This is a genomic window from Spirosoma koreense, assembly GCF_054777875.1.
In genome coordinates this window covers 602,266-626,076 of the sequence record NZ_BAAHAC010000002.1, presented here as the reverse complement: position 1 = coordinate 626,076, position 23,811 = coordinate 602,266, and the positions used below count along the sequence as shown (strand labels likewise).

Here is a 23,811-nt window from a genome sequence, read left to right as displayed (position 1 = left end):
CAACGCTTAAAAAAGCGGGTTCGAACCCGCGTTACCTAGGTGAAATCGAACGAAGAAACGTAAACGGGCTGGTCACGTTTGAATAGCCTCTGCGCTTCGGGTACTTCCAGTACCATAACGTGGGTAAGAATGTTTTTCTGAAATCCGCTCAGTAATCCCATTTGCGTTGAGTTGGCGAGCAACGTGTTGATTGGATCTTTCGTATCGATTTGCAAAAGGGCTGAATGATAACCGAAATGGGCCAGCGTGCTTTCCAGTAGAATGGGCAAGAGCTCTTCCTGGCCTTTCGACAAATAAATACCTTCCAGCGCGAGAAAGGCGTATTGATGCGGATTGAAAAAACGCCTTGTCGCCGAAAAGATCGGCAGAACATGCATCATCATCCAGCCACTGGCGCCGGGCATACTCGAAAAATTCCAGCAAACCGGAATGGCCTGAACGCCCGCCAGAATTTCGTTGCCTTCCTTTAAAACAAAATAGTTGTTCTGATACCCGATTTTAGCGAAAGTTGTCAGCTGGTGAGTTGCATAGAATGACCTCAGCTCAGCTAGCAAAATCGGTTTGTCAGCCGCTAATAAGCGCGCGAATCGGGAGTCGATTTTCGGTGAATAGCGTCTGAAAACGAAGGTTTTAAGTATAGCCGCAGCCGTAAATCCTTCGCGGTTGGAGATACGGAGCGATCGGGTATTTTGTTCTTCGATGTAGGAGTAGAAGACAAGTGGTTTTTTGGCCTTACTTTTTATGTAGTTGACCGCCTGTAGTTTTAGTAAGCGCCCGTAGCCTTTGCCCTGTTGTGGCGCATCGATGGACAGATAACGTCCGTAAAAACCAGCTACGGGTTGTCCGTCGAATCCGGCGATGGGGCGCTCATCAAGGCAATAAACGCCGACAAGGTCCTCATTCTTAAATAAATGGAAGAAGAAAGGGTTATTGAGCTGGTTGATTTTGTTGCTATGTCCCGTATGCTGGTATCGAATTCCGTTAGACCCATACACGGTACGTTTCAGTAGAGTTACGGCTGCGGAGTTTGCTGTTTTTTTTACCACAATACGAAGCGCTTCATGCTGGTAAACGACGGCTTCCGTTAACGAAAATTCATTCATGGCGCTTAAAGATTTACTGTCTTACCAGCAAATAGATCGGATAGCTCACCACAATAAAGCCAACCGCGTATAAACTGCTCGAAAAATCGCCGATGACCACACCCGCCAGAAAAGCCAGCGACGCAATCAGTAGTGTCCAGGTAGAAACGGGATATCCCCAGGCACGCACGGGCCGGGGCAGTTCCGGTTCGGTGTGTCGAAGGCGGATCAGGGCTGCAAAACACGATGCATAACAAAGTACGAAAAAGAAGGTAGCAATGTCGGAAAGCTTGCTGTAGGTATTGGTCAGAATCATCAGGATAGAGGCCAGCGCCGTCAGGGCCGTAGCGTAGGTGGGTGTTCCACCTTCATTGACGTAGGTAACGAACCGGAAAAAGAGTCCGTCCCGCCCCATGGCGAAAATAACTCGTGGGTTGAACATGATCTGCGCATTGATGATCCCCATGATCGAGATCATGAGCAGAAACGTCACTACCTGTGCACTGCCCGGTCCGAACAACAATTGTATGGCATCGGCAGCGGGGAGTTTCGAACCGGCCAATGCCGATAGCGGAAGAACGTACAGCAGCGCCAGATTGACCAGAATGTATATGCCGATAATCAGCAGTACCCCGCTGATCATGGAGCGAGGCAGGTTTCGGCTGGGATCGACGTCTTCTTCCGTAAAGTAAGCCGCTGTGTGCCAACCGTCGTAGGTGTAAAAAATGGACTGGAGTGCTGCCAGAATACCTACCCAGAGCCCTCCTTCGGCCAGCGGCCGAAGGGTTTCTGCCGAAACTGCTGGCTGATCTGGCTTCACGGTAAAGCAGACAATGACGAACACCAGCAGACCAACCGCTTTCAGAAAGCTCATCACTTCCTGCGCCCGGCTGGCTAGCCGTACACCAATAGAATGAAACGCCACGAACAATGCCAGAATGCCGACAGCTACAACCTTCTGATAATCAGTAATGGATGGAAAGAGCAAAGCCGTATATTCACTCATAACGGCGGCTCCGAACGCCATTGCCGATACGCTCCCCAACCAGCTGCTGATGCCGATGACGAACCCGACGTAATTGCCAAATGCCCGCCGGGCGTAGACGTACCAGCCCCCTGCTTTCGGCAGCATCGTGCCGAGTTCCATGACCGACAGTGACCCGGCCAGTGCATAAACGCCGACGGCCAGCCAGACCGCAATGATGAGCGTCGGGTTGCCGATGTCCTGCGCAATGGGTCCTGGTTTACGTAAAATGCCCGTACCGACCGTACCGCCAATGGTTACGGCCACGCCGAAACCGACGCCTAATAATTTTTTGAGCTGGTTCTGGGCCATAGTACGGCAGATGAGCAGGTTGTTGAATCCGTGGAATGGTAAGCTACAATGATAGACAAAAAAGGGGCTTGTTCGGTCGCACTAAAGACCGTTACCCCGTCTCGTCCGCGTTTTTTCGTAAGTTTGTTCGTATGAGAGGCTTGTTGATGCACCCGTCGGTACTGGTGTTTGTGGGCGGTGGAGCAGGGAGTTTACTGCGCTACCTGGCCGGCCGGTGGATACCGACTACCTTGCTGGGACCCCCGTTTCCCAATGCTATTCTGCTTGTCAATGTTGTGGCTAGTTTCACACTAGGCGCGGTTGTTGGGTGGACCATAAGCCGGACGGCGGGCGACGAAGCGCGTTTGCTGATCGGAGTTGGTTTTTGCGGAGGACTCAGTACCTTTTCGAGTTTTAGCTACGATACGGTTTTATTGCTACAAAACGGTCGTCCAACCACAGCCCTGCTGAACATCTTCCTCAACATCATGCTATGTTTGCTGGCTTCGTCCGGAGGGCTGTGGCTGGGCCAAAAACTCTGAAACCATGAAACGCCATGCCCAATTTGTCATATTTTTAGCGTTCCTGTTCATAATGTCAACGAATTCACTTGCCCAGGACATAGCCCACCGGCTATACGATGCTCACGAGACCTACAAAGAGAAAACGTTAACCCACAGGCGGTTCAAGCATGCAGCTATTCTTCCTTTACTAAATAACCTGGGTAGCCCCCTGGTGGTCAGTCAGGCCGGCGAATCGCTGGAAAAACGGGCCATCTATCAGGTAAAAGCCGGAACAGGGTCGACGAACGTCTTGCTCTGGAGTCAGATGCATGGCGACGAAGCGACCGCCACCATGGCCCTGTTCGACATCTTCAACTTTCTACAAGCGAAAAATGATGGGTTCGATGACTTCCGCCGGGTGATCCTGACCAAGGCGACGCTTTACTTCGTGCCCATGCTCAATCCTGATGGTGCCGAGCGGTTTCAGCGCCGGACGGCCGCGGATATCGACATGAACCGTGATGCGTTACGACTGCAAACGCCGGAAGGCATGCTGCTCAAAAACCTTCAGCAGACCCTCAAACCCCTGGTCGGCTTTAACCTGCATGACCAGAATCCGCGCTATGGAGTCGGAAAAACGGGCAAGCAGGCTGTCGTTTCATTTCTGGCTACCGCCTACGACGAGGAGCGTAACGTCAATGATATTCGGCAGCGGTCGATGCAGTTGATTGTGGGCATGAACCGGGTATTGCAACAATTCGTGCCGGGCCAGATTGCCCGCTACGATGACGAATTCGAACCGCGCGCATTCGGCGATAACATTCAGAAGTGGGGTACGACTCTCGTGTTGATCGAATCGGGTGGCTACAAAGGGGACTCGGAAAAAATGGCGATCCGGCAACTGAACTTTGTTGCGATACTATCGGCGCTGAAAGCCATTGCCGATGGTTCGTACAAACAGGAAAATCCGGCAGACTATACTGACATTCCGGAGAATGGTCGTCCGCTGTTCGACGTGCTGATCCGGAACGTTACGGTTAAGCGCGAAGGGCGGCCCGTTCTGGTCGATGTGGGGATCAACCATCAGGAAGTGAACGACCCGGCCGCTCATACGTTCTCTTACAAAAGTACGGTCGAAGACATCGGCGATCTGTCGACGTTCCATGGGCTCGAAGAAATCGACGCGACCGGGCTGACGCTGGTACCGGCGAAGATCTATACAGACACCCTTGACTCCGTTACCGATCTGGATAAACTGGAGTTGACGGCGCTCCGACGCGATGGTATTCTGGCCTTTCCAGTGCGAAAAGTGCCTAAGGATACGTTTCCGCTTCAGCCCGTTCATGTGTTGCATGAAGGTGAACTACCAGCACAGCCGCTTCAACTGGAGCAGATTCCAACTTTTCTGTTGATGGACGGCAACCGAATTCAATATCGCTTCGTAAATGGCTTCTGGAAAGATGCACCTACTGGCCTGCAAAATGGCGTAATTGACTGACGGCGGGACGTTACCAGAAATAATGCTACCATAACATTGGCATAACGCCTGCATAATAGCTGATGCGTAGCTTTGTCCTGTCATTCATCCCATATAGTACTATTAAATTTCATATTGGTGTCGCATAGAAAGGCCAGGGCTGTGCTCTGGCTTTTTTCTTTGTCAGTAAGTCTGAGTAATCCTCAACGAACTAGTCATCAATAACTGACTAACCCGGATAAACGAAAATCGCCCGACTATGCAGTCGGGCGATTTTCTGATTAGGTGAGAAACGTTAGAACGAGTACCGTGCTCCCAACTGCATCTGCCAGCGTGATCCCAGCGGATCGATCGAGTAAGGCGCTGACGGACGCGACCAGGTAAAGGTCGGATCACCCGTGGCTGGGTTGGTAGCCCGCGACAGACCCACCGATGCGGTGGAGTTGAACGTGTTGGGCGAGAAGTAGTAGTAGCCTAGTTTCTTGTCCAGCAGGTTCAGGAAGTTGATGATGTCGTAGCTGATCTGAATCGACTGACGGCCTTTCAGCTTGATCTCGTGCAGGAAGCGCAGATCCATCGTGTTGTTCCAGGGCGTCCGTCCGGCGTTCCGCTCAGTGAAGTCACCCTTCCGGGTTTTCAGGTAGGGGTCCGATTCGACGAAGGCCATGAAGTCCGCGGCCTGTGTGCCGGTCGGCAACAGCTTCTGTGCTTCGGTCAGGTCACGCGGGATATAAGCCAGACTGTTTGCCTGCGCCGATCCGTCGACCGTTGTGTTGACGTACCCCCACGAGAAAGGTGTGCCCGACTGTAGCGAGTAGAATAAGGTTACGGTGGTAGCGTTGGCCGGGTTCCAGGTCTTCCGGTAATTGATCGTACCTACGATGCGGTTACGAATGTCGAAGTTAGAGTAGGCCAGTTGCGGATCGTTGGGGTTCAGCGCCTGGTTCAGCTGCCAGTTCGACTCCATCGAATTCCGGATACCGTTGGTGATGTCGTACGATCTGCCATACGTATACGCGGCTGAGAAACCGAAACCTGCCGAATAATTTTTCTGCACCTGTGCCGTCAGGCTGTAGCGGTATCCTTTGTTGGTATTCGACAGTAGGTAGGCGTTTGCAAAGTTGTTGTCGATGCGTTGGGCACCGGCGGTTCCATTGGCGGCTACGTAAATCGGCTGCTGGTGCTGCGTGTCGTAGCTGTAGTACCGAACCACGTCTTTGGTGTTCACCTGCTGAAATTTCAGGTCGTTGATCACCTTCGTATACAAGCCTTCGAGGGTAAGCTTATATCCAGCGATGGTGTAGTCGACGGCTACGTTGCTGCGGAACATCTGCGGCATCTTGAAATTATTGTCGATCAGGTCGACCTGGGTTCGGGCTACCCCGCCGTTTGCCGGGTTGTTGTTGATCAGCAGACCTCCGTTGGGCACCAGCGGATCGCCAACCAGTTTCGTCGTGGCTGTAGCATTGTTGTTGAAGTCATACGCACCATACCCTACCCCGTTGTTGTAGAAGGCATACCCTAACCAGGCAAACGGAATCCGGCCCGTAAACAGCCCCGTTCCACCGCGGATCACTATGCTCTTATCGCCCAGTACGTCGAAATTAAAGCCTAAGCGGGGCGAAATCTGGACGTTGTTCAGGTAATTGTTCCGAATCTGGTTCAGTGGGGTGAAGCTGTAGGTCTTGCCCATATTCGTCGGATCGCCCGCCGAGCTGGTTACCTGTTGACTCAGAATGGGTTTGTTGGGCAGACCGGCGTAATCCAGACGAATACCGGGAGATAGTTTCAGGCGATCCGTCAACTGAATGTCATCCTGTACGTAGAAGCTCAACAGATTGACGTTGAAGTGCGCATACGGATTGTTGAACTGGTTGTCCAGGTTGTTCGTCGGATCGGCAAACGGATAAGAGCCCCGAACCCGGTTGGGTAATTTAGCCAGAAACTCGTCGACCGAGCGGTACGAAATCCGTCCGTTGGGCGAGTTGACGAATCCATAATCGATGGTATAAAATTCGTTGTGCGTACCGACCGTGAACGTGTTCTTGCCCAGATAGAAAGTAAAGTTGTCGGTCAGCTCGAAGGTTTTCTGACGCATGTTAAATACCGAAGCTTCGCGGTCATTACCCAGGAAGATCGTACCGCCGTTGTAGGCGATTTCGACCTGCGGGAAAGTTCTGACATTGGCCAGTGTATTCCGGAAATCATGCACGCTCGAATAACCCAGGATCAGGCTGTTGGAAGCCCGTCCGCTGAACTGACTTTTCAGCTCGGCTACCGTACTGCTCTGGTTGTTGCTCTGCTTGAAGTCGATGCTCCCGAAGCGAAAGTTCTGCGCGTCGCGCTCAAGGTTGGTAGCTTCCGAAAACACCGTATTGTTCCGGATACTGAGTTGATTTTTATCGTTGATGTTCCAGTCCAGACGGTTGAAGAACTTCGTGCTGTTCGAATAGATGGCGTAGTCTCCGTATGCGCCAGCGTCGAGACCGTAGTTTTCTTTCACGAAGGTGCTGAGCTGCTGGGCAACCGCAACGTCCTTGATGAGTGAACTGGGCGAACCAGCCTGAAACTGAACGGGGTCCTGCCGACGGGTGATTTCTTCGTTGGTGAAGAAAAACAATTTGTTTTTAATGAGCGGAAAACCAACCCGAACCCCTGTCTGGTATTCATGAAAAGTGCTGGGCAGTTTCTCTTTGGCATTCGATGCACCGTTCCAGCCGCCCGTCAGAGCCGCGTTCCGGCCGAAGGCGTATACAGACCCCGTTACTTCGTTGGTACCACTGCGCGTTACGGCATTGACCGAGCCCCCCAGGAAGTTCCCCAGCCGGACATCGAACGGTGCTACGGCCACCTGAATATCCTGAATAGCGTCGAGACTGATTGGGTTGGTGCGCGTGCTCGATCCGGGCTGCCCCGACGTACCCGTCGAACCACCCAGCGAGGGGCTGAAGCCGATAGCGTCGTTGTTGATAGCGCCGTCGACCGTTACATTGTTATAGCGGAAATTTGTACCGGCAAACGAGTTATTGTTGTTCACCTGGGGCGACAACCGGGTCATATCGGTCAGACTACGCGAAATGGTGGGTAATCGGCGGATGGTTTCGTTGTTGACACTAAGGCCCGCGCCCTGACGTTCGCCCTCGCGATTGCCTTTTACGACAACCTCCGTGAGCTGCGCGCTGGCATCCTTCAGGGTTACGTTTAGGTTGGATGTTTCGCCCAGTTGCAGGGTTACATCCGAGAGCGTTTCCGTATTGTAGCCAACATAGGTAACGACTACCTGGTAAGGCCCACCCGCGTTCATGTTATTAATACGGAAACGACCGTCGGTATCCGTGACGGTCGCATATTTCGTGCCGGTGGGCGTATACACTGCCTGAACGGTGGCGCCGGGCAGCCCTTCTTTTTTGGCGTCGGTTATGTGGCCACTCAAACCACTGGTTGTTACCTGTGCCCAGGCGGCTGAGCCGATAACAATAAATAGGACTGTGAGTAAAAATGTGGGGAAAGAAAACTTCATCTGCTGATAACGAGGTGATTTCGCTGCAAAATTCAGGGAAAACCACACGTAGCGTGTTAGGCAAATGTTATCAAATGATAAGGCAACGTTAAGGTTTTGTTAAGGAGTTTTACGGATAAATTTCGCCGGCCTAAGCAGGTTTATCTAGCGATTTTGTCTACCATTGTAAAACCAGCCGTAAAACGGAAATACACCTGATATTACAGAGTATGCGTTACTTCGGCTTTGATTAAACGTCTATTACTCGACTAAATCCATGAACTTTTAGGCAGTTCATCAATGTTCAAAAATAAATCTAGTAAATTAGTAGGTAAAAAATCAGTACACACTTTTTGGGGAAAGCCCGTAAAGCTTTTGGCTGATTGTTAAGTACTTGTTAATTTGGCTGCTCCTAAGGGCCTGCTATCAACATCAACCCATCTGCTCGTAATAACTGTAACCCACCGCAATAATGATTTCCAAAAAAGCCAAATACGCCATTAAGGCCCTTAAAGTCTTAACCGAAGAATACGGAAAAGGCCCTGTTCTGATTTCTTACATTTCAGCAAAAGAAAATATTCCGAAAAAATTTCTGGAGGCCATCCTGCTGGAATTACGCAATCACGGTATTCTGCAAAGCCAGAAAGGAAAGGGCGGAGGCTACCTGTTACGTGTCGATCCGGGGCGGGTAAATCTGGCACAAGTCTTGCGCGTGATCGACGGGCCGATAGCCCCGACTCCCTGTGTATCGTTCAATTTTTACGTTAAATGCGACGACTGCGACGATGAGGTCACTTGCGCTTTGCGGCCGATTATGGAGCAGGTCCGGGATGCTAACCTCGGCGTTTATGAAAATACTACCCTGGTGACATTCCAGAAATCGATCGCATCGACGGTTAAAGAAATGGCTATTGGTACTTCTGAATTAACCGATGTTCCCTCAAGTTAAGACTAGATAATTCGGCGTACGCTGAAAAGCCGTTGGCCGTTAAGAAGTTAACTTCTTAACGGCCAACGGCTTTTCAGCTTGTAAAAAGTGGTTTATTCCCCGGCGGGCTGGTGTTCTTTTCGCAACAGATCGTTTATGGTCTTGACGGGGTTGAACGTAATGAGAGGCACCTCAACGAAAATAGTGTTCCAGTCGGCCATAGCCCCGTTCCACAAGCCGGGTAACTCCTGAGCTTTCAGGTCTTTCCCGTCCTTCGATTTGGCGGTGATAAAACCCGTTTGCGGATCACGATAAGCAGGTAGTTCGTATTTGCGGCCGCGATGGTCTTTCAGCCCGCAGATCAGATCGACGGGGTTGAAGTGGGTCGCTTCGTCGAAAATAGCCTTCTGAGCCGGGTTGCCTAAATCGATTTGAGCCGACTCAACAACCTGTAGAGACACGGAGCCATCCTGGTTTCTGGCCCAGAATGGGCCCCCTCCCGGTTCGCCCACGTTTTTCACCATCCCACACACCCGTACTGGACGATCCAGTTTGCGACGGTAATAAGCCAGCTTCTCTCGTTTCGACAGGTTTTCAAAGCCTTCGGGCGGTAACGTATAAAGGGTCCGGCGGAAAAGCTCGTCGGCTTCAGCCAGGTATCCGTCGCTTACGTCTTCGCCTTCCAGTAGACCCTGTAACCGGGCAATCTGTTGTTGGGCATCCAGCAAAACGGCCGCTAAGACCTTTTTGTAGGTAATTGTAGGCTCTTTAATTTCATCGGGAACGACATTGTCGATGTTTTTGATGAACACAATATCGGCATCGATATCGTTCAGGTTTTCGATCAGCGCCCCGTGGCCCGCCGGTCGGAACAGCAATGTGTTGTCCGGATTGCGAAACGGTGAATTGTCCAGATTGACCGAGATGGTATCCGTCGATTTTTTCTGTTCCGAGAAACTAATCTCGAACGTAACCCCGAGCCAGGCTTCGTAGTCGGCCAGTTGCTCGTTGATCAGGGTTTCGAAGCGGCTGCGGTGTTCGGGCGAAACTGTAAAATGGATTTTCACCAGACCATCGGAGTTGGCGTAGGCCGCGCCTTCTACCAGATGCTCTTCTACCGGCGTGCGGGGGCCATCGGCATACCGGTGAAATTTAAGCAGGCCCTTGGGCAGACTACCGTATTCCAGCCCCTCGTCGGTCAATAGAAATTCCAGAACGGTTTTTCGGTCGGCTTCTGCAACGGCCTTGTCTAAATTCTGGCCTTTGGCGGCCATAGCCGCTTTTAGATCCTCGTAAAAGGCAAAATCGGTCAGGCGGGCAAATACTTCATCGACCGATTTGTCGAACTTTCCGTCCAGAGCCGCAAAAAGAGATTTAAACATACGGGTTGCTGCGCCCGAAGCCGGTACAAACTTCACCAGATCGCGTTCGTGGGCGGCCTGGTCAAAACGATGGATATAAGCAGGTAGCTGGTTTTCATCGACGCGGATAATACCGTCGCCAATGGTAGCAGCCTTGATAACATTTAGGTACGGAAACCCCTGAACGAAATGGTTGATCTGCCGATCGATCTGATCGAGCGATATGCCCTGTGCCAGAATCTGATCCTGATCGTGCTGTGTAAAAGTCATATTGCTAAAAGGAAAATAGCGTTAGGAATGGGTGGCAAATTGGGTATTTCAGCAATAGTACGCAAATCAAATTAGGGTTAATCCAGCGGAATATTCAGTCTATAATGACCTGATTATCGGTTCGGCAATTACTTTTGTTTGTTTTCTGAATACACCCGTTACTCTATGAAACTGATTGCATTTGATGCTGACGATACGCTCTGGGTTAATGAACCCAATTACGTAGACGTAAAGCAGAAACTGTCTGAAATGTTATCAAAGTATGTCGATGAAGAAACGCTTTCGCTGCGGTTCTACGACGCACAGATTCGGAATCTTCGGCTGTTTGGCTACGGCGCCAAGAGTTTTATACTGTCGATGATCGAGACGGCTATCGAGCTAACAGACGGTGCCATAACCGCTTCTGAAATTCAGCAGATCATCGATGTCGGCCGAAAATTGATTGATTTCCCTATCGAAGTACTGGAGGGCGTGCGGGATACGCTGGAAGCACTCTCGAAGGATTTCGATCTAATGGTCCTGACGAAAGGTGATCTGTTTGATCAGGAAAGTAAAATTGCCCGCTCGGGGTTAGGCCATTTTTTCAAGCATATTGAAATTGTCAGCGAAAAAAACGAGCAGGCTTACCAACGGATTATCGAAAAATATAATGTCGCCCCGGTCGATTTCACCATGATCGGTAATTCCCTGAAATCCGACATTCTGCCCGTAGTGCACATCGGTGCACGGGCCATATACATACCTTACTCGGTAACGTGGGCGCACGAACAAGTCGCGGATGAGCAACTCGTGGGGAAGTCGTTTACTACGCTGGCAAACGCCCGCGAATTACTGGCTTTGTTTTAAGAGCGTGGGTCAGCCTTGAGTAAAGCCAGGGAAGCTCATCGGCCTACTAGTGGATTGTAAACCGGTCGGCGTCCAGGTTAGCCGGAAATTTCTCCCGAAACGCCCTTAACTCCTCTAAAGAGAGCGACTGCTGATGAATCGTTTCGGCGTCGGTTTGACGAAACAAAACCTCGCCCTTGAAGTCGATGACCGCCGAATCGCCGGAGTAAGCGTGACCGTTGCCATCCTTGCCAACGCGATTCACGCCAATTACGTAGCTTAAGTTTTCGACCGCCCGTGCCTGTAATAACACGTTCCAGGCGTTTCGGCGGGCCGCCGGCCAATTGGCCACGTACAGCAGCAGGTCATAATCGAAAGCCTGTGATTCTGTTTCATGATTGCGGCTCCATACCGGAAACCGCAGATCATAGCAGACAAGCGGACAAATTCGCCAGCCTTTCCATTCTTTTACGATCCGGCGGGGACCAGGTGTGTACACCGCATCTTCGCCAGCCATCCGAAACAGATGGCGTTTGTCGTACGTGTCGAACTGTCCGTCGGGCTGCATCCAGACGAGTCGGTTGAAGAATCGACCACCTTCCTGCACGACATAGCTTCCCGTGACGACGGCTCCGGTTTGGGCTGCCATTTGTTTCATCCACCGGAAGGTTGTCAGGTTCATCGGCTCCGCCACCGCGCGAGCATCCATGGTAAAGCCGGTCGTGAACATTTCCGGCAAAACGATCAGATCGGTTGGTTCGGGCAGGGTGAAGATATGCTCCTCCAGCATCGCTCGGTTGGCGACGGGATTATGCCAATAGAGGTTAGTTTGCAGGAGGGTGATGTGCATGGGGGAGAGGGTATAGGGGTAAGGGCGAAGGGGAGAGGGCATAGGGCATAAGGGTGACTACATGCTTACCATTTGCTCTTACCCCTTTGCCCTATGCCCTCTCCCCTTCGCCATTCACTTCGAAAACTTCATTTTATACTCGGCGTCGGTCTTGCCTTTGGAGATATCGGTCAGCTTTTTCTTGATCAGCGTCCGGCGGAGAGGGGGCAGGTAATCAGTAAAGAGTTTGCCGTCGAGGTGGTCGTATTCATGTTGAATGATACGGGCAGCCATGCCTTCGTATTCTTCTTCGTGTTGGTTCCAGTCTGTATCGAAATAGCGGATGACAACGATTTCCGGCCGGAAAACCTCTCCCCGAATACCGGGAATACTCAAACAGCCTTCTTCGAACCCCCAATCGTCGCCGGCTTCTTCAATGATTTCGGGATTAATAAAAACTTTTTTGAAACCGATCAGGCTCTTATCGACCTCTTCTTCAGGCTCGTCTTCATTCAGCGGTTCACCGTCGACCACAAACATGCGAATGCTCTGACCGATCTGGGGAGCTGCCAGCCCAACGCCGGAAGCCCCATACATCGTTTCGAACATATTGTCGCTCAGCGTTTTTACATCGACGCTGCCGGGTTCGATGGCTTTGGCGCGCTTGCGCAAGACCGGGTCACCGTAAGCAATAATTGGGAGAATCATAAGTTTAATGAAGAATGAATAATGGATAATGAATAATGCCTGTCAGAGAAATTATTCATTATCCATTATTCATTATCGTTTGCTTTCCATATACGATTGGAGGATAATAGCGGCACTTACTTTGTCGATATTACCCTTTTCACGTCGATCTTTTTTGGTGCTGCCGCTGGCAATCATGGACTTCAGCGCCATCACCGACGTAAAACGCTCGTCATGCCAATAAACCGGAATAGCTGGCAAAGCGTTCTGCAAATGGCCGACGAACTTCCGCACCCGGGCCGTATTATCCGTATCTCCACCGTCCAGTCCTTTCGGAAGCCCCACAATAAAAGCTTCAACAGGCTCCCGATCGACGTAGGCTTTCAGAAATTTCAGCACTTCGTGCGAGGGCACCATTTCGAGCGCCGTGGCAATCAGCTGCAGCGGGTCCGTAACGGCAATGCCGGTCCGTTTCATTCCATAGTCGATCGCTAAAAGTCGGGCCATTTCGGTAACAAAGGTAAGCAGGGCAGCGGGTTCGGGGCATAAAGGCTGACGAAAACCGCGAAAAATAGTTTGGAAACCGGTCCCCTATCACCTGTTGGGGCTGGCTACACGCCAACGCTCAACGTCCTGCCAGGTGTCCAGATCGATAGCGGCCAGTGGAAAAGGAACGTCTGCACAGTCGCTTAAGTGGCGCTGAATAAGCTTACGGGCTCCCATATCGCCCGATAATGCCTGAAATTCGGTCTGGTAGTGGATGTCGAACAGGGCCGGTACGCCGAGATGAGCCGCTTCGCCGTACCGACAGGCGACGATTCCTTTACCTGTCTGCTGACGTTTGTTGAGTAATTGTCTGAGCAGATCGGTCGTAACGTAGGGCTGATCGGTTAACACGACCAGAAAAGCATCGATAGCAGTAGGCATCAAACCGTTCAAGCCTGCTTTCAGCGAAGAAGCGATGCCTTCCTGCCAGGCCGCATTGACAACGATCTGAACCGGCAAGTCGGCCAACCCACCGCGAATAGCCTCTTCGTTGGCCCCCAATACAACCAGTACAGGTCCTGTTTCCAGGTTCAAAGCCGCCTGAGCGATTTGGCAGATCAGGGTTTTGCCGTTGCTGACCAGTAATTGCTTGGGCGTGCCGTCCAGACGACTTGAGCTTCCGGCGGCTAAAATGATGGTGGCAATCCGCATCGCCTTAACCGACCGTATCCAGGTCGAGGGTATCGGGCTGCCGGCTAGTTACCGGCGCATTTCCCGACAGTCGTTCGTGAATCGGGCCGGGTTTATTCTTTAAAAAGCTGCCCGATCCTTTCGTGAAAAAGGCTTTTACTTCCGCAATGATCGACAAGGCAATTTCGTCGGGGGTTTCTGCGCCCAAATCAAGACCGATGGGAGCATGCACCCGGTTCAGGTCAGCTTCGGTAACAGACTGGCCGTCTTTCTCGAACTCAGCCTGCATTTTATCGAACCGTTTGCGCGGACCCAGCATGCCGATATATGGCACATCAGTCGTGAGTAGAGCCTGCAAGACCGCCTTGTCATAATTGAAATTGTGCGACATTAGCACCGCTGCGGTCCGGTCCGTAATGGTCAACTGATCCAGTACTGCCTGCCGATCGGCATACAATACGCAGGTTGCTATCGGAAACCTCTTGGGAGCCAAATGGGCCACACAGTCGTCGGTGACGGTTACCTGCCAGCCGAGTTCACGGGCGAGTTTGGCCACCGGAACGACATCATACCCTGCGCCGAAAATGACTAACTCGATGCCCGGATCGATGCGCTCGATAAACACTTCGGCGTTGCCGAGTTGAACGCCATAGGCCTTGGTAAGCGGTTTTCCGGTATTGAACACCGTCTGGATGTCGGCCTTCAGCCAGCTGGGAACGGCGTCTCCGGACGTATCGGTCATGACAAACCGGTCGCCCGGGGTAAGTCCGGTCAAACTGTCACTTTTCAGAACCGTCGCCAGCGCCCGCACATCACGCTTCTGCATAAACTCTTTCAGCACAGCGACCGGGTTTTCTGCATTCGTCGGATCGATGGGTTCGATCAGCACGTCGATGATGCCGTTACAGCCTAAGCCAACCCCAAAGCTATTGGCCCCATCATCCATCGTGTCGTATGTAACGACGATCGGCTCGCCGTCGCGCATCACCTGACGAGCTTTGCGCAGTGCATCGCCCTCCAGACAACCCCCGCTGATAGCGCCTTCCCACCGGCCGTCGTCGGTAATGAGCATGCGCGCGCCCGGACGCCGGTACGATGAGCCCTCCACCCAGACAACGGTTGCCAAAGCCGCTTTACGCTGGGTAAAGTCAACCTGCTCAAAAACTTCGACAATGCGTGTAATTTCTTTCATGGACTAATGCGACCTATTCCTTTTGAATTTACAACAGTAGAGACATGAATCTGTTTATACTTTCTCCAGCCCGAACGGTAGCCGACGGATGCGTTTCCCGGTTGCGGCAAATACGGCATTGGCTAAAGCGGGTGCCAGTGGAGGAAGACCAGGCTCGCCAACCCCTTTGATCGTTGACCCTCCCTCGGCTAAAATGTGTACTTCGACCGGTGGCATCTCGTTGATCCGCAGCATACGGTTAGTATCGAAATTAGCCTGTTTTGCGCGACCGCTCTCAAACGTAATGCCGTCTTTCGTCGCTGCCGTGAGCGCCATGGCAACGGCTCCTTCCACCTGGGCTTTTACCGTATCAGGATTGACAACCGTACCCAAATCGATGACGCAGTAAACTTTGTCGACGGTTACACCTCCGCTCTGGGTTTTGGAAACTTCGACCACCTGCGCGGCCAGACCCGCAAAAAACTCCCACTGCGCTACACCCCGGCCTTTGCCGGCAGGCAGCGGTTTATCCCAGCCCGAAACCTCTTTCAGCTTCAGAAGCATCCGTTTGGCATCGCTCTCTTTTGTGAGTAAGTCTAATCGGAAAGCCAGCGGGTCCTGACCGGCTTTGTGTGCCATTTCGTCCAGAAAGCACTCGTGCGCAAAAGCAACGGTCGAGCTGGTCACCGATCGCCAGTAGGTAAGCGGGATGTGTGTTTCGGCGTGAACGTAGCGCGTACTCAAATTTGGGATCTCGTATTTCTGATCACCCGTGCCTTCCAGCATAGTACTGTCGGGCTTGGTCTTGTCGTAGGTTTCATTCATCGTCGCATCGATCGACGGCGAGATGACCTTGTGCTGGAAAGCAACGGCTTTCCCATCGGCAGCCAGCGCCCCCCGCATCGCCGAAAACGTCATGGGCCGGAAAGGACCCAGGCTGGTATCGTCTTCCCGCGTCCAGATCACTTTGACGGGTTTGCCAATCGTTTTCGATAACAAAGCCGCTTCGGTCGCAAAGTCTTGTGTGAGCCGACGGCCAAAACCGCCCCCATTGAACAGAATATGCACGTTGACATTGTCGGTCGGCACGTTGAGTACTTTGGCAACTTCCGCCCGCACCAGGTCTCCCCCTTGCGAAGAAACCCAAAGTTCGACTTTATCACCGGGCTTGACATGAGCCAGTGCATTCATCGGCTCCATCGTCGAATGACTCACCATGGGCGTTTCATACAGCGCTTCGAGTTTGGTGCCAGCATCGGCGTAGGTTTTATCGAAATCGCCCGCGTTATGGCCAGTCACCCCGTCGGTTTGGGCTAAGTCACGAAGGTGTTTCTCGAAAGCTGTCGAATCGAAAGTTTCGTGGCCCTGATGATCCCAGTTGATGATGAGCGCTTTTCGTCCCTGCAGGGCGGCCCAGTAAGAATCTGCAATTACCGCAACGCCTTCGTACCGATTTTTGCCGACCACCCGCTCTAGTTTCACGGCCTGTTTCACGCCCTTTATTTTCAGAGATTTCGTGGCGTCGAAGCTGATCAGCTTACTGCCCAGCACCGGGCAACGTTCGACCGAAGCGTAGACCATGCCCGGAACTTTCGCGTCGATACCGAATGTGGCCTGGCCGCTTACCTTCAGCGGCACATCGGGTCGGGGCATCGATTTGCCAAGCATCGTAAACTGCTTTGGATCTTTCAGTTTGGGCTCTTTCGGAACCGGTAGCTTAGCGGCCGGTTCGGCCAATTGACCGTAAGTCAGTTTTCTGCCCGTGGGTTTATGGACAACGGTTGCGTTTTCGGCAACGCATTCGTCCACCGGAACCTTCCACTGATCGCTGGCGGCTTGGATGAGCATTTCGCGGGCCGAAGCGCCTACTTTGCGCATCTGCGTGTATCCGCCACGGATCGAACCACTACCGCCGACCGCCTGCGACCACATACCACCAAATTTGGTTTCGCCCCCGGTCTGCTGAATCGTGACATGATCCAGTGACACTTCGAGTTCTTCGGCAATCATCGCCGGCACGGACTGGTACGTTCCCTGACCAATTTCAGGGCGCGGGTTCATCAGGGTAATCCGTCCCGATTTCTCGATCAGAATATACGGACTCAGCTCAATCGTTTCGGCAAGGGCCAAGCCTGGCTGAGCGCTCAGGTTCAGAACCGGGCTGGAGAGAACCTCGGCTGTTGGAAAACCCAGTGCAAAAGCAGCGCTGGTCAGGCCGGCCGCTTTCAAAAAATCCCGGCGGGACGTACGCAATTCCTGTTGTGTTGGTTTCTGGCTCATCGTTTGCCGATTTTAGGCGTGGTTTTCGGCATTTTCGGCGCAGCCGCCATCTCGGTGGAAGCGGTATGAATCGCCTGGCGAATTCGGTTATACGTACCACATCGGCAGATGTTACCCTGCATGGCGGCATCGATCTCCGCATCCGATGGCTTCGGGGTCTGCTTCAGCAAGGCAACCGCCGACATGATTTGTCCCGACTGGCAGTAACCACATTGGGGTACCTGATGCTCAATCCAGGCTTTCTGTACCGGATGATCGGCGGTTTTCGAAATTCCTTCGATGGTCGTGATCTTATGACCCGCAGCGGCCGAAACCGGAAAGCTACAGGACCGGATTGCACTACCATCCAGATGCACAGTGCAGGCACCACACTGCGCAATACCGCAGCCAAATTTTGTACCCGTCAGTCCTACCACATCGCGAATGGCCCACAGTAAGGGCATTTCCGGATCGACGTCCAGCGTATGGGGTTGGTTATTAATCGTCAGCTTTATCGCAGCCATGTACGAACAGATTGGATAATGATAAGCGTTTATACCAGGAAAGTTACGATTTTACTACGTAAAACGGGCATTATGATATGTTTTAATAGGAGGCCCAAAAATTCGGTTAGCTGTCCTGTATTCGCGAGATAAAGCAACTTCAGAAAGCCTATCCGTGGGGTATCTGTCAGACTGTATAGTTGCATTTAGTTGATGACAGGTATGACGAAGGGTACACAGTCGATCAAAATAAAAAATCAGATTGACATTTAGAAATAACTTTCAGGGAAAAGGGTTATCCGCTTTTATTCGTTGGCAACATCATAAATCGATTTGATGGCTGCCTGAGCGTGGCGGCTTTTGTAGGTACCCAACAACATAAACTCCCACGTGGGAAGCATGAGTTGGAGGCCTGTATTGCCAGAGACAGTATAAGCGCTGTTTTTAGGAATTATGCACAAAGGCTTTTTCCGGCTTCTTCATAGGTTAGCCAAACTCGATGTATTTATATCAGAATGACTAACTTTCCCCATGACTTTTGCCGATCAGCTAATTGCGTATTACCAGACCGTAGCCGACGAATGTGTGCTGGGTGTATCACTCGACTGTGTTATCTTTGGTTTTCATGATACCCGCCTGAAAGTGCTCCTGCTACGGTGGAAAACCACCAGCGAGTGGTGTCTACCCGGTGGATTCATTTACAAAAACGAATCCGTTGACGATGCGGCTGGGCGGGTTCTTCGCGAACGTACCGGCTTGGATCAGTTGTTTCTGCAACAGTTTCATCTATTTGGCGAAGCGGTTCGGTACGACCGGCAGGATACCTGGCAGCGCCAGAAAATGCCGATAGCGTATGACAACAACAGCAAGTGGCCTGAACGAACCTTATCGGTAGGCTATTATGCGCTGGTCGATTACACCCGAGTGACCCCCTCCGCCGATTTTATGTCGGATGAATGCTGCTGGTGGGATGTAAGCCACCTGCCCTCGCTGCTCTTCGATCATCAGCAAATTATCGACGTAGCCCTCAAAACCCTTCGGCTGCAACTCAACTGGCAACCCATTGGGCTTAATCTGTTGCCCGAAAAGTTTACTATCCCGGAGCTACAGCGGTTGTACGAAGCGGTGCTGGACCGACCGCTGGATTCCCGTAATTTTCATAAGAAAATAACCGGCCTGAATATTCTGACACGGCTGGACGAACGGCGGACTGGTGTTGCCCATAAATCGCCGTACCTGTATCAGTTTGACGAACAGAATTACACCAAAGCTCTGGTAAATGGTAGTCTGGTTTTTATTTAAAATGCATGCGTTGGCAACTGAAGTTCAGCTGACTGGCTACACTTGTTGAACGAATTGAGTAACATTAATGTGTCGCAGGCAGTTGTTTTTCAGGACTATGGACTACAACTTATGGAAACAAATACATCGGAAAATCACAAAATTGGCCTTGGGGTAATCGGAATGGGTGGGTTCGGTCTCTTCGCCGTTCAGCAGTTTCTGCAGATCCCGAATACAAAACTGGTTGCCATTGCGGGGTCAAAGCGAGAGGAAGCGCTTACGACCGCCCGGCGCTTCGGAGCCGATCAGTTAGACAGCATCGAAGCGCTGGTCAACCACCCCGATGTAGATGTCATTTACATTGCTACCCCACCCTTTATGCATTATGAGCAGGCTATGCTGGCTCTGAATGCCGGCAAGCACGTAATCTGCGAAAAACCACTGGCCATGAATCTGGAGCAGGGTCAGGAAATGATCGAAACCGCCCGTCGGAAAGGCTTGCTTATGGTAACGAACCTGATGCAGCGTTACAATCCGATGTTTGCCCGTATCAAGCACCTGATCGACAAAAAGCTGCTCGGCGAGTTCCTGCACGGTTATTTCGAGAATTACGCGGGCGATGAAGGGCTGTTGCCCCAGCACTGGTTCTGGGATCGCAGCAAAAGTGGCGGCATCTTCATCGAACACGGAGTGCACTTCTTCGACATGTTTGAGGGATGGCTGGGCAACGGAACCGTGAAGGCCGCTCAGGTCATCAAGCGCCCGAACAGTGCCGACATTGAAGATCAGGTACAGGCTGTCGTCGAATACGGCGACGACGAATCGGGCCGTAAGCTGGTCAATTTCTACCATGGCTTCACACAAACCGGCCGAATGGATCGGCAGGAGATGCGGTTATTGTTCGAGCGGGGCGATATCACTTTGTTCGAGTGGGTACCCACTCGGATGATCATGCGGGCTGCCGTCGATGAAGAAACCACCCGGGCGCTACTAGATTTGTTTCCAGCGGCTCAGCTGAACGTAACGGCAAACATCGGGGGCAAAGACCGGCCTCTACGTGGCCGACACAAAGAGTTTGATGCCTACCAGCAAATTGAATTACGGTTTGGCTTCGGCGATGAAAAGCAGCATGTCTATAGCGAGTTGCTCCGCCTGATGTTCCGCGATCAGACAACCGCTATCCATTATCCGGGAACGCATCGGATCATCCGGGAGGAAAACGGACTCGAATCGCTTCGAACGGCTGTCATTGCCGACAAGATGGCTCGTGAATAAGCCCGACAGGAGAGCGGTTAATAAAAAAATTTAAAAATATTGCTCTTTCCCCAGAAAGGGCAACCTAAATGCGTGCGAACTCCTTGATTTTTTGCGACATTTGCAACTGCTGAACCATCTATATTCTGCATACGCATGATCACGGAGTCCTCTTTACTCGACAATTCTGACACACAGTTGCCGGGCGAATCTACGCCGGCCTCAACGGTGGGTGGTCCTATTCAGTCGGCCATTACGTACGAAAAAATTCCGACCCATATTTATGCTGACGCTAAAGCTGCGTCACGAGCGGTAGCACGGGAAATCGCCGACCTGATTCGCCAGAAACAAAGCGAGGGCAAGCCCTGCATACTGGGTCTGGCCACGGGCTCTTCGCCCAAAACGGTTTATGCTGAGCTGATTCGGATGCACCGCGAAGAAGGGCTGAGTTTTCAGAATGTAGTCAGTTTTAATCTGGACGAGTATTACCCCATGGAACCGGATTCGCTTCAGAGTTACTGGCGGTTCATGCGGGAACAACTGTTTGACCATGTCGATATTCTGCCCAACAACTACCATATCCCCGACGGTACGATCCGGACGGATAAGGTCGCTGAATTTGCTAAACAATATGAAGCGGATATCGAAGCGGCTGGCGGTCTCGACTTTCAGCTACTGGGAATCGGAGGTAACGGCCACATCGGTTTTAATGAACCAGGTTCGCTGATCAACTCGCATACCCGCCTGATGATGCTCGATAACTCGACGCGGGCGGCTGCTTCGGTCGATTTCGGCGGGTTGCCCAAAACTCCGCGCAAAGCCATCACGATGGGGGTGTCGAGTATTCTGAGCGCTCGTCGCGTGGTGCTGCTGGCCTGGGGGGAGCGCAAAGCACCGGTGATTCGCGGAGCCGTCGAAGGATTGGTGACCGAACTGAACCCGGCTTCGTATCTGCAGACGCACCCGAATGCGCTGTTTGTTATCGATGAAGCGGCCGCTTCTGAACTCACCCGTATGAAAACACCCTGGCTGGTGGATTCGGTGGTCTGGGACAACAAGATGAAGAAAAAGGCTGTCACTTATCTGTCGATGGCGTTGGGGAAACCCGTTCTGAAACTGACCGACCGCGATTACAATGACAACGGGATGAGCGATCTGCTGGCACAATACGGTCAGGCGTATGATATCAACATCGATGTCTTCAATCAGCTTCAGTACACCATTACCGGCTGGCCGGGCGGCAAACCCAATGCCGATGATACCAACCGGCCCGAACGGGCATTGCCGGCGCATAAACGTTGCCTGATTTTCAGCCCGCACCCCGACGACGACATCATTTCGATGGGGGGTACCTTCCAGCGCCTGCGCGACCAGGGGCACGAGGTGCACATAGGCTACCAGACCTCCGGAAACATTGCCGTCGCCGATGACGAAGCGTTGCGATTCGCGGACTATGTCGTGGATTTCAATACCAAATTCGGTATCGAAAGCCCCGAAGCAACCCGAATTTTCCAGGACGCTGCCGTATCGCTACGGGAGAAAAAAGACAGCGAAATGGATACGCCGGAAGTTCGCTACGTGAAAGGCCTGATCCGGATGGGCGAAGCCAAAGCGACTTGTCGGTTTGTGGGTATTCCGGTCGAAAACGCGCATTTCCTGAACATGCCGTTTTATGAAACGGGTACGGTTGCCAAAAAGCCCCTGAGCGAAGAAGATATCCAGATCACGATGGCGCTGATCGAAGAGATTAAGCCGCATCAGATTTATGCTGCCGGCGACCTGGCTGATCCACACGGTACGCACAAAGTGTGTCTGGATGCGGTTCTGGAAGCGGTCCGTCGGTTGAAGAACAAGGATTTTATGAAAGACTGCTGGGTGTGGCTTTACCGGGGCGCCTGGGCCGAATGGGATGTCAGTGAGATTGAAATGGCCGTTCCAATGTCGCCCGACCAGGTTATGAAAAAGCGCCTGGGTATTTTCAAACACCAGTCGCAAAAAGACGGGGTTGTCTATCAGGGAACTGACTCACGTGAATTCTGGCAGCGTGCCGAAGAACGCAACCGTGGTACCGCCGATATCTACAATCGGCTTGGTCTGGCGGAATACGAAGCCATGGAAGCCTTCGTCCGCTGGCACTTTTAAGTATCGTGGACTTTAGTCCGTTCTCTCCGTCTCGATAGGAAAGAACGGACTAAAATCCACGATGATTATAACAGAGTACTACCGTAATTCATCATACTGGCACCAATTGGTGCCATTTTTTTTGTAACGTTCAACCTAAAGGGAGCTATTTCTAAAAAGGTTTATGAACGCTTACAGGAAGAGAAAGCATTGGCGCTTTCCCGAGTTGATAAGGCAAATAACAACGCTAAGCTGCTTTACGACGAACACAAACGTCCCTTCGCACGTGTCGATCATATTCTGGACACCTGCCAGCGCGGGCAACCTGACTAGCTCAGCCGCTTTAGCCCGCTTTTTATCTACCACAAAGCGGACTAAAGTCCGCGATACGGAACAAATTCTTCACACTTTATTTATTATAATACAAAAATTGAATACTATTGTAGTTGTATTATAAAATAGACGTTATTACGCTTCCAACGCCTTTCGATGATCAGCCCTAACAGACAAAAAATGCTTCGGTTATTTGCCCTGCACGAATTTATCCGGGACTACTTTACGAAGTCGGACTGGATCAAGCTGGCTTACCTGACGGATAACCTCGAATTGATCGAAGACCACCCCCGGCTTCTGCGAAGTCTGGATTTTAAAGACGATGATTATGAGGGCAATAGCTTACAGGTGCTGTCGAAGCTCATCAATGAAAGTAATAGCAATCTGTACGAAATAGAACGGTTTGTCGAAGCGAAGAAAGCGGCTCTGGAACAGGGTGTTCAGGAAGCGCCGGAATTTGTTTCGACGGTTCAGGCCGTTGCACCGGAGCGGGTCATCACGTTTGCGCCCGATGTATTCCGGATTCCGAATAAGCCTGTCGAAACAAATGTGCTGTCGGTGATGATGCCGTTCGAGAGTAAATTTTCAGGAACCTATAACGCTATTCGCAACGTGTGCGCCAAACTGGGCATCGATTGCAAGCGGGCCGACGATATCTGGGACAACAGCATCCTGATTCAGGACGTGTTCGATCTGATCTTTACCTCCAAAGCGGTCTTAACCGATTTCACCGACCGAAACCCCAACGTGTTTTACGAAACGGGTGTAGCGCACACACTAGGCAAACTGGTGATCCCGATCACACAGTCTGTAAGCGACATTCCGTTCGATCTGCGGCATCACCGGGCGTTGACCTATTTGCCTAATGCCGAAGGCTTGCTGAAACTGGAAAAAGACCTGGAGCGGAAGCTGGCGCAGGTGTTTAGTTGATTGCTTG

19 protein-coding genes are annotated in these 23,811 nt (G+C 51.8%); 8 read left to right on the top strand and 11 right to left on the bottom strand.

Features of this window, described 5'->3' with window-relative positions; genetic code table 11:
• Window positions 1–35 precede the first annotated feature (35 nt).
• Both ACYVC2_RS03155 and ACYVC2_RS03150 read right to left on the bottom strand, forming a co-directional pair.
• Window positions 36–1,103, bottom strand: coding sequence for a hypothetical protein (locus tag ACYVC2_RS03155; protein WP_461100824.1), 1,068 nt, complete (start codon window positions 1,101–1,103; stop codon window positions 36–38).
• A 13-nt stretch (window positions 1,104–1,116) separates the two neighbouring features.
• Complete coding sequence (locus ACYVC2_RS03150) at window positions 1,117–2,418, bottom strand: APC family permease (protein ID WP_461100823.1); 1,302 nt, start codon at window positions 2,416–2,418, stop codon at window positions 1,117–1,119.
• Between the two features lie 131 nt (window positions 2,419–2,549).
• Between ACYVC2_RS03150 and crcB the strand changes: the two genes are divergently transcribed.
• Both crcB and ACYVC2_RS03140 read left to right on the top strand, forming a co-directional pair.
• A complete protein-coding gene (gene crcB, locus ACYVC2_RS03145; protein WP_461100822.1) occupies window positions 2,550–2,939 on the top strand; it encodes a fluoride efflux transporter CrcB in 390 nt (129 codons plus the stop codon).
• Between the two features lie 52 nt (window positions 2,940–2,991).
• Entirely contained in the window at window positions 2,992–4,398 is a 1,407-nt protein-coding gene (locus tag ACYVC2_RS03140) for a M14 family zinc carboxypeptidase (protein ID WP_461100821.1), read from the top strand.
• 274 nt (window positions 4,399–4,672) lie between these two features.
• Here the strand turns inward: ACYVC2_RS03140 and ACYVC2_RS03135 are convergent, their stop codons facing one another.
• On the bottom strand, window positions 4,673–7,897 hold the full coding sequence (locus ACYVC2_RS03135) for a TonB-dependent receptor (protein WP_461100820.1): 3,225 nt from the start codon (window positions 7,895–7,897) through the stop codon (window positions 4,673–4,675).
• A 451-nt stretch (window positions 7,898–8,348) separates the two neighbouring features.
• On the opposite strand from ACYVC2_RS03135, the gene ACYVC2_RS03130 reads away from it, so the two are divergent.
• Window positions 8,349–8,825, top strand: a complete 477-nt coding sequence (locus ACYVC2_RS03130) for an RrF2 family transcriptional regulator (protein WP_461100819.1) — start codon at window positions 8,349–8,351, stop codon at window positions 8,823–8,825.
• A gap of 92 nt (window positions 8,826–8,917) precedes the next feature.
• Here ACYVC2_RS03130 and ACYVC2_RS03125 read toward each other — a convergent pair whose 3' ends face one another.
• Window positions 8,918–10,435: a DUF4301 family protein gene (locus ACYVC2_RS03125; RefSeq protein WP_461100818.1), complete on the bottom strand. Its 1,518-nt coding sequence runs from the start codon at window positions 10,433–10,435 to the stop codon at window positions 8,918–8,920.
• 165 nt (window positions 10,436–10,600) lie between these two features.
• Here ACYVC2_RS03125 and ACYVC2_RS03120 point away from each other — a divergent pair, with 165 nt between their 5' ends.
• Window positions 10,601–11,281: an HAD family hydrolase gene (locus tag ACYVC2_RS03120; RefSeq protein ID WP_461100817.1), complete on the top strand. Its 681-nt coding sequence runs from the start codon at window positions 10,601–10,603 to the stop codon at window positions 11,279–11,281.
• Window positions 11,282–11,327: 46 nt separating this feature from the next.
• On the opposite strand, the gene ACYVC2_RS03115 is transcribed toward ACYVC2_RS03120, so the two are convergent.
• The 7 genes from ACYVC2_RS03115 to ACYVC2_RS03085 all read right to left on the bottom strand — a co-directional run bounded on the left by ACYVC2_RS03115 (window position 11,328) and on the right by ACYVC2_RS03085 (window position 17,906).
• Complete coding sequence (locus ACYVC2_RS03115; protein ID WP_461100889.1) at window positions 11,328–12,110, bottom strand: amidohydrolase; 783 nt, start codon at window positions 12,108–12,110, stop codon at window positions 11,328–11,330.
• A gap of 114 nt (window positions 12,111–12,224) precedes the next feature.
• Entirely contained in the window at window positions 12,225–12,797 is a 573-nt protein-coding gene (def, locus tag ACYVC2_RS03110; RefSeq protein WP_461100816.1) for a peptide deformylase, read from the bottom strand.
• A 72-nt stretch (window positions 12,798–12,869) separates the two neighbouring features.
• Window positions 12,870–13,283 (bottom strand): Holliday junction resolvase RuvX, encoded by a 414-nt coding sequence (gene ruvX, locus ACYVC2_RS03105; protein WP_461100815.1) that lies wholly within the window; start codon window positions 13,281–13,283, stop codon window positions 12,870–12,872.
• A gap of 87 nt (window positions 13,284–13,370) precedes the next feature.
• Entirely contained in the window at window positions 13,371–13,973 is a 603-nt protein-coding gene (locus tag ACYVC2_RS03100; RefSeq protein WP_461100814.1) for a nucleotidyltransferase family protein, read from the bottom strand.
• Between the two features lie 4 nt (window positions 13,974–13,977).
• Window positions 13,978–15,144: an XdhC family protein gene (locus tag ACYVC2_RS03095; protein WP_461100813.1), complete on the bottom strand. Its 1,167-nt coding sequence runs from the start codon at window positions 15,142–15,144 to the stop codon at window positions 13,978–13,980.
• Window positions 15,145–15,198: 54 nt separating this feature from the next.
• Window positions 15,199–17,403: a molybdopterin cofactor-binding domain-containing protein gene (locus tag ACYVC2_RS03090; RefSeq protein WP_461100812.1), complete on the bottom strand. Its 2,205-nt coding sequence runs from the start codon at window positions 17,401–17,403 to the stop codon at window positions 15,199–15,201.
• Window positions 17,400–17,906: a (2Fe-2S)-binding protein gene (locus ACYVC2_RS03085; protein ID WP_461100811.1), complete on the bottom strand. Its 507-nt coding sequence runs from the start codon at window positions 17,904–17,906 to the stop codon at window positions 17,400–17,402. Before ACYVC2_RS03085 ends, ACYVC2_RS03090 begins: the two co-directional genes overlap by 4 nt.
• Before the next feature lie 510 nt (window positions 17,907–18,416).
• On the opposite strand from ACYVC2_RS03085, the gene ACYVC2_RS03080 reads away from it, so the two are divergent.
• The 4 genes from ACYVC2_RS03080 to ACYVC2_RS03065 all read left to right on the top strand — a co-directional run bounded on the left by ACYVC2_RS03080 (window position 18,417) and on the right by ACYVC2_RS03065 (window position 23,804).
• Complete coding sequence (locus ACYVC2_RS03080) at window positions 18,417–19,187, top strand: NUDIX hydrolase (RefSeq protein WP_461100810.1); 771 nt, start codon at window positions 18,417–18,419, stop codon at window positions 19,185–19,187.
• A gap of 111 nt (window positions 19,188–19,298) precedes the next feature.
• Window positions 19,299–20,441 (top strand): Gfo/Idh/MocA family protein, encoded by a 1,143-nt coding sequence (locus ACYVC2_RS03075; RefSeq protein WP_461100809.1) that lies wholly within the window; start codon window positions 19,299–19,301, stop codon window positions 20,439–20,441.
• Between the two features lie 135 nt (window positions 20,442–20,576).
• A complete protein-coding gene (gene nagB / locus ACYVC2_RS03070; protein WP_461100808.1) occupies window positions 20,577–22,562 on the top strand; it encodes a glucosamine-6-phosphate deaminase in 1,986 nt (661 codons plus the stop codon).
• 492 nt (window positions 22,563–23,054) lie between these two features.
• Entirely contained in the window at window positions 23,055–23,804 is a 750-nt protein-coding gene (locus tag ACYVC2_RS03065; protein ID WP_461100807.1) for a hypothetical protein, read from the top strand.
• The last annotated feature ends 7 nt before the right edge of the window (window positions 23,805–23,811 follow it).

Excerpts from the sequence above, each read along its gene's own strand:
- ACYVC2_RS03115 (WP_461100889.1), bottom strand. The coding sequence starts at position 12,110 with ATGCACATCACCCTCCTGCAAACTAACCTCTATTGGCATAATCCCGTC.
- ACYVC2_RS03075 (WP_461100809.1), top strand. The coding sequence starts at position 19,299 with ATGGAAACAAATACATCGGAAAATCACAAAATTGGCCTTGGGGTAATC.
- ACYVC2_RS03065 (WP_461100807.1), top strand. The coding sequence starts at position 23,055 with ATGCTTCGGTTATTTGCCCTGCACGAATTTATCCGGGACTACTTTACG.
- ACYVC2_RS03080 (WP_461100810.1), top strand. The coding sequence starts at position 18,417 with ATGACTTTTGCCGATCAGCTAATTGCGTATTACCAGACCGTAGCCGAC.
- ACYVC2_RS03135 (WP_461100820.1), bottom strand. The coding sequence starts at position 7,897 with ATGAAGTTTTCTTTCCCCACATTTTTACTCACAGTCCTATTTATTGTT.
- ACYVC2_RS03130 (WP_461100819.1), top strand. The coding sequence starts at position 8,349 with ATGATTTCCAAAAAAGCCAAATACGCCATTAAGGCCCTTAAAGTCTTA.
- ACYVC2_RS03140 (WP_461100821.1), top strand. The coding sequence starts at position 2,992 with ATGTCAACGAATTCACTTGCCCAGGACATAGCCCACCGGCTATACGAT.
- ACYVC2_RS03155 (WP_461100824.1), bottom strand. The coding sequence starts at position 1,103 with ATGAATGAATTTTCGTTAACGGAAGCCGTCGTTTACCAGCATGAAGCG.
- ACYVC2_RS03100 (WP_461100814.1), bottom strand. The coding sequence starts at position 13,973 with ATGCGGATTGCCACCATCATTTTAGCCGCCGGAAGCTCAAGTCGTCTG.
- ruvX (WP_461100815.1), bottom strand. The coding sequence starts at position 13,283 with ATGGCCCGACTTTTAGCGATCGACTATGGAATGAAACGGACCGGCATT.
- ACYVC2_RS03150 (WP_461100823.1), bottom strand. The coding sequence starts at position 2,418 with ATGGCCCAGAACCAGCTCAAAAAATTATTAGGCGTCGGTTTCGGCGTG.
- def (WP_461100816.1), bottom strand. The coding sequence starts at position 12,797 with ATGATTCTCCCAATTATTGCTTACGGTGACCCGGTCTTGCGCAAGCGC.
- ACYVC2_RS03095 (WP_461100813.1), bottom strand. The coding sequence starts at position 15,144 with ATGAAAGAAATTACACGCATTGTCGAAGTTTTTGAGCAGGTTGACTTT.
- nagB (WP_461100808.1), top strand. The coding sequence starts at position 20,577 with ATGATCACGGAGTCCTCTTTACTCGACAATTCTGACACACAGTTGCCG.
- ACYVC2_RS03125 (WP_461100818.1), bottom strand. The coding sequence starts at position 10,435 with ATGACTTTTACACAGCACGATCAGGATCAGATTCTGGCACAGGGCATA.
- ACYVC2_RS03090 (WP_461100812.1), bottom strand. The coding sequence starts at position 17,403 with ATGAGCCAGAAACCAACACAACAGGAATTGCGTACGTCCCGCCGGGAT.
- ACYVC2_RS03120 (WP_461100817.1), top strand. The coding sequence starts at position 10,601 with ATGAAACTGATTGCATTTGATGCTGACGATACGCTCTGGGTTAATGAA.
- crcB (WP_461100822.1), top strand. The coding sequence starts at position 2,550 with ATGAGAGGCTTGTTGATGCACCCGTCGGTACTGGTGTTTGTGGGCGGT.
- ACYVC2_RS03085 (WP_461100811.1), bottom strand. The coding sequence starts at position 17,906 with ATGGCTGCGATAAAGCTGACGATTAATAACCAACCCCATACGCTGGAC.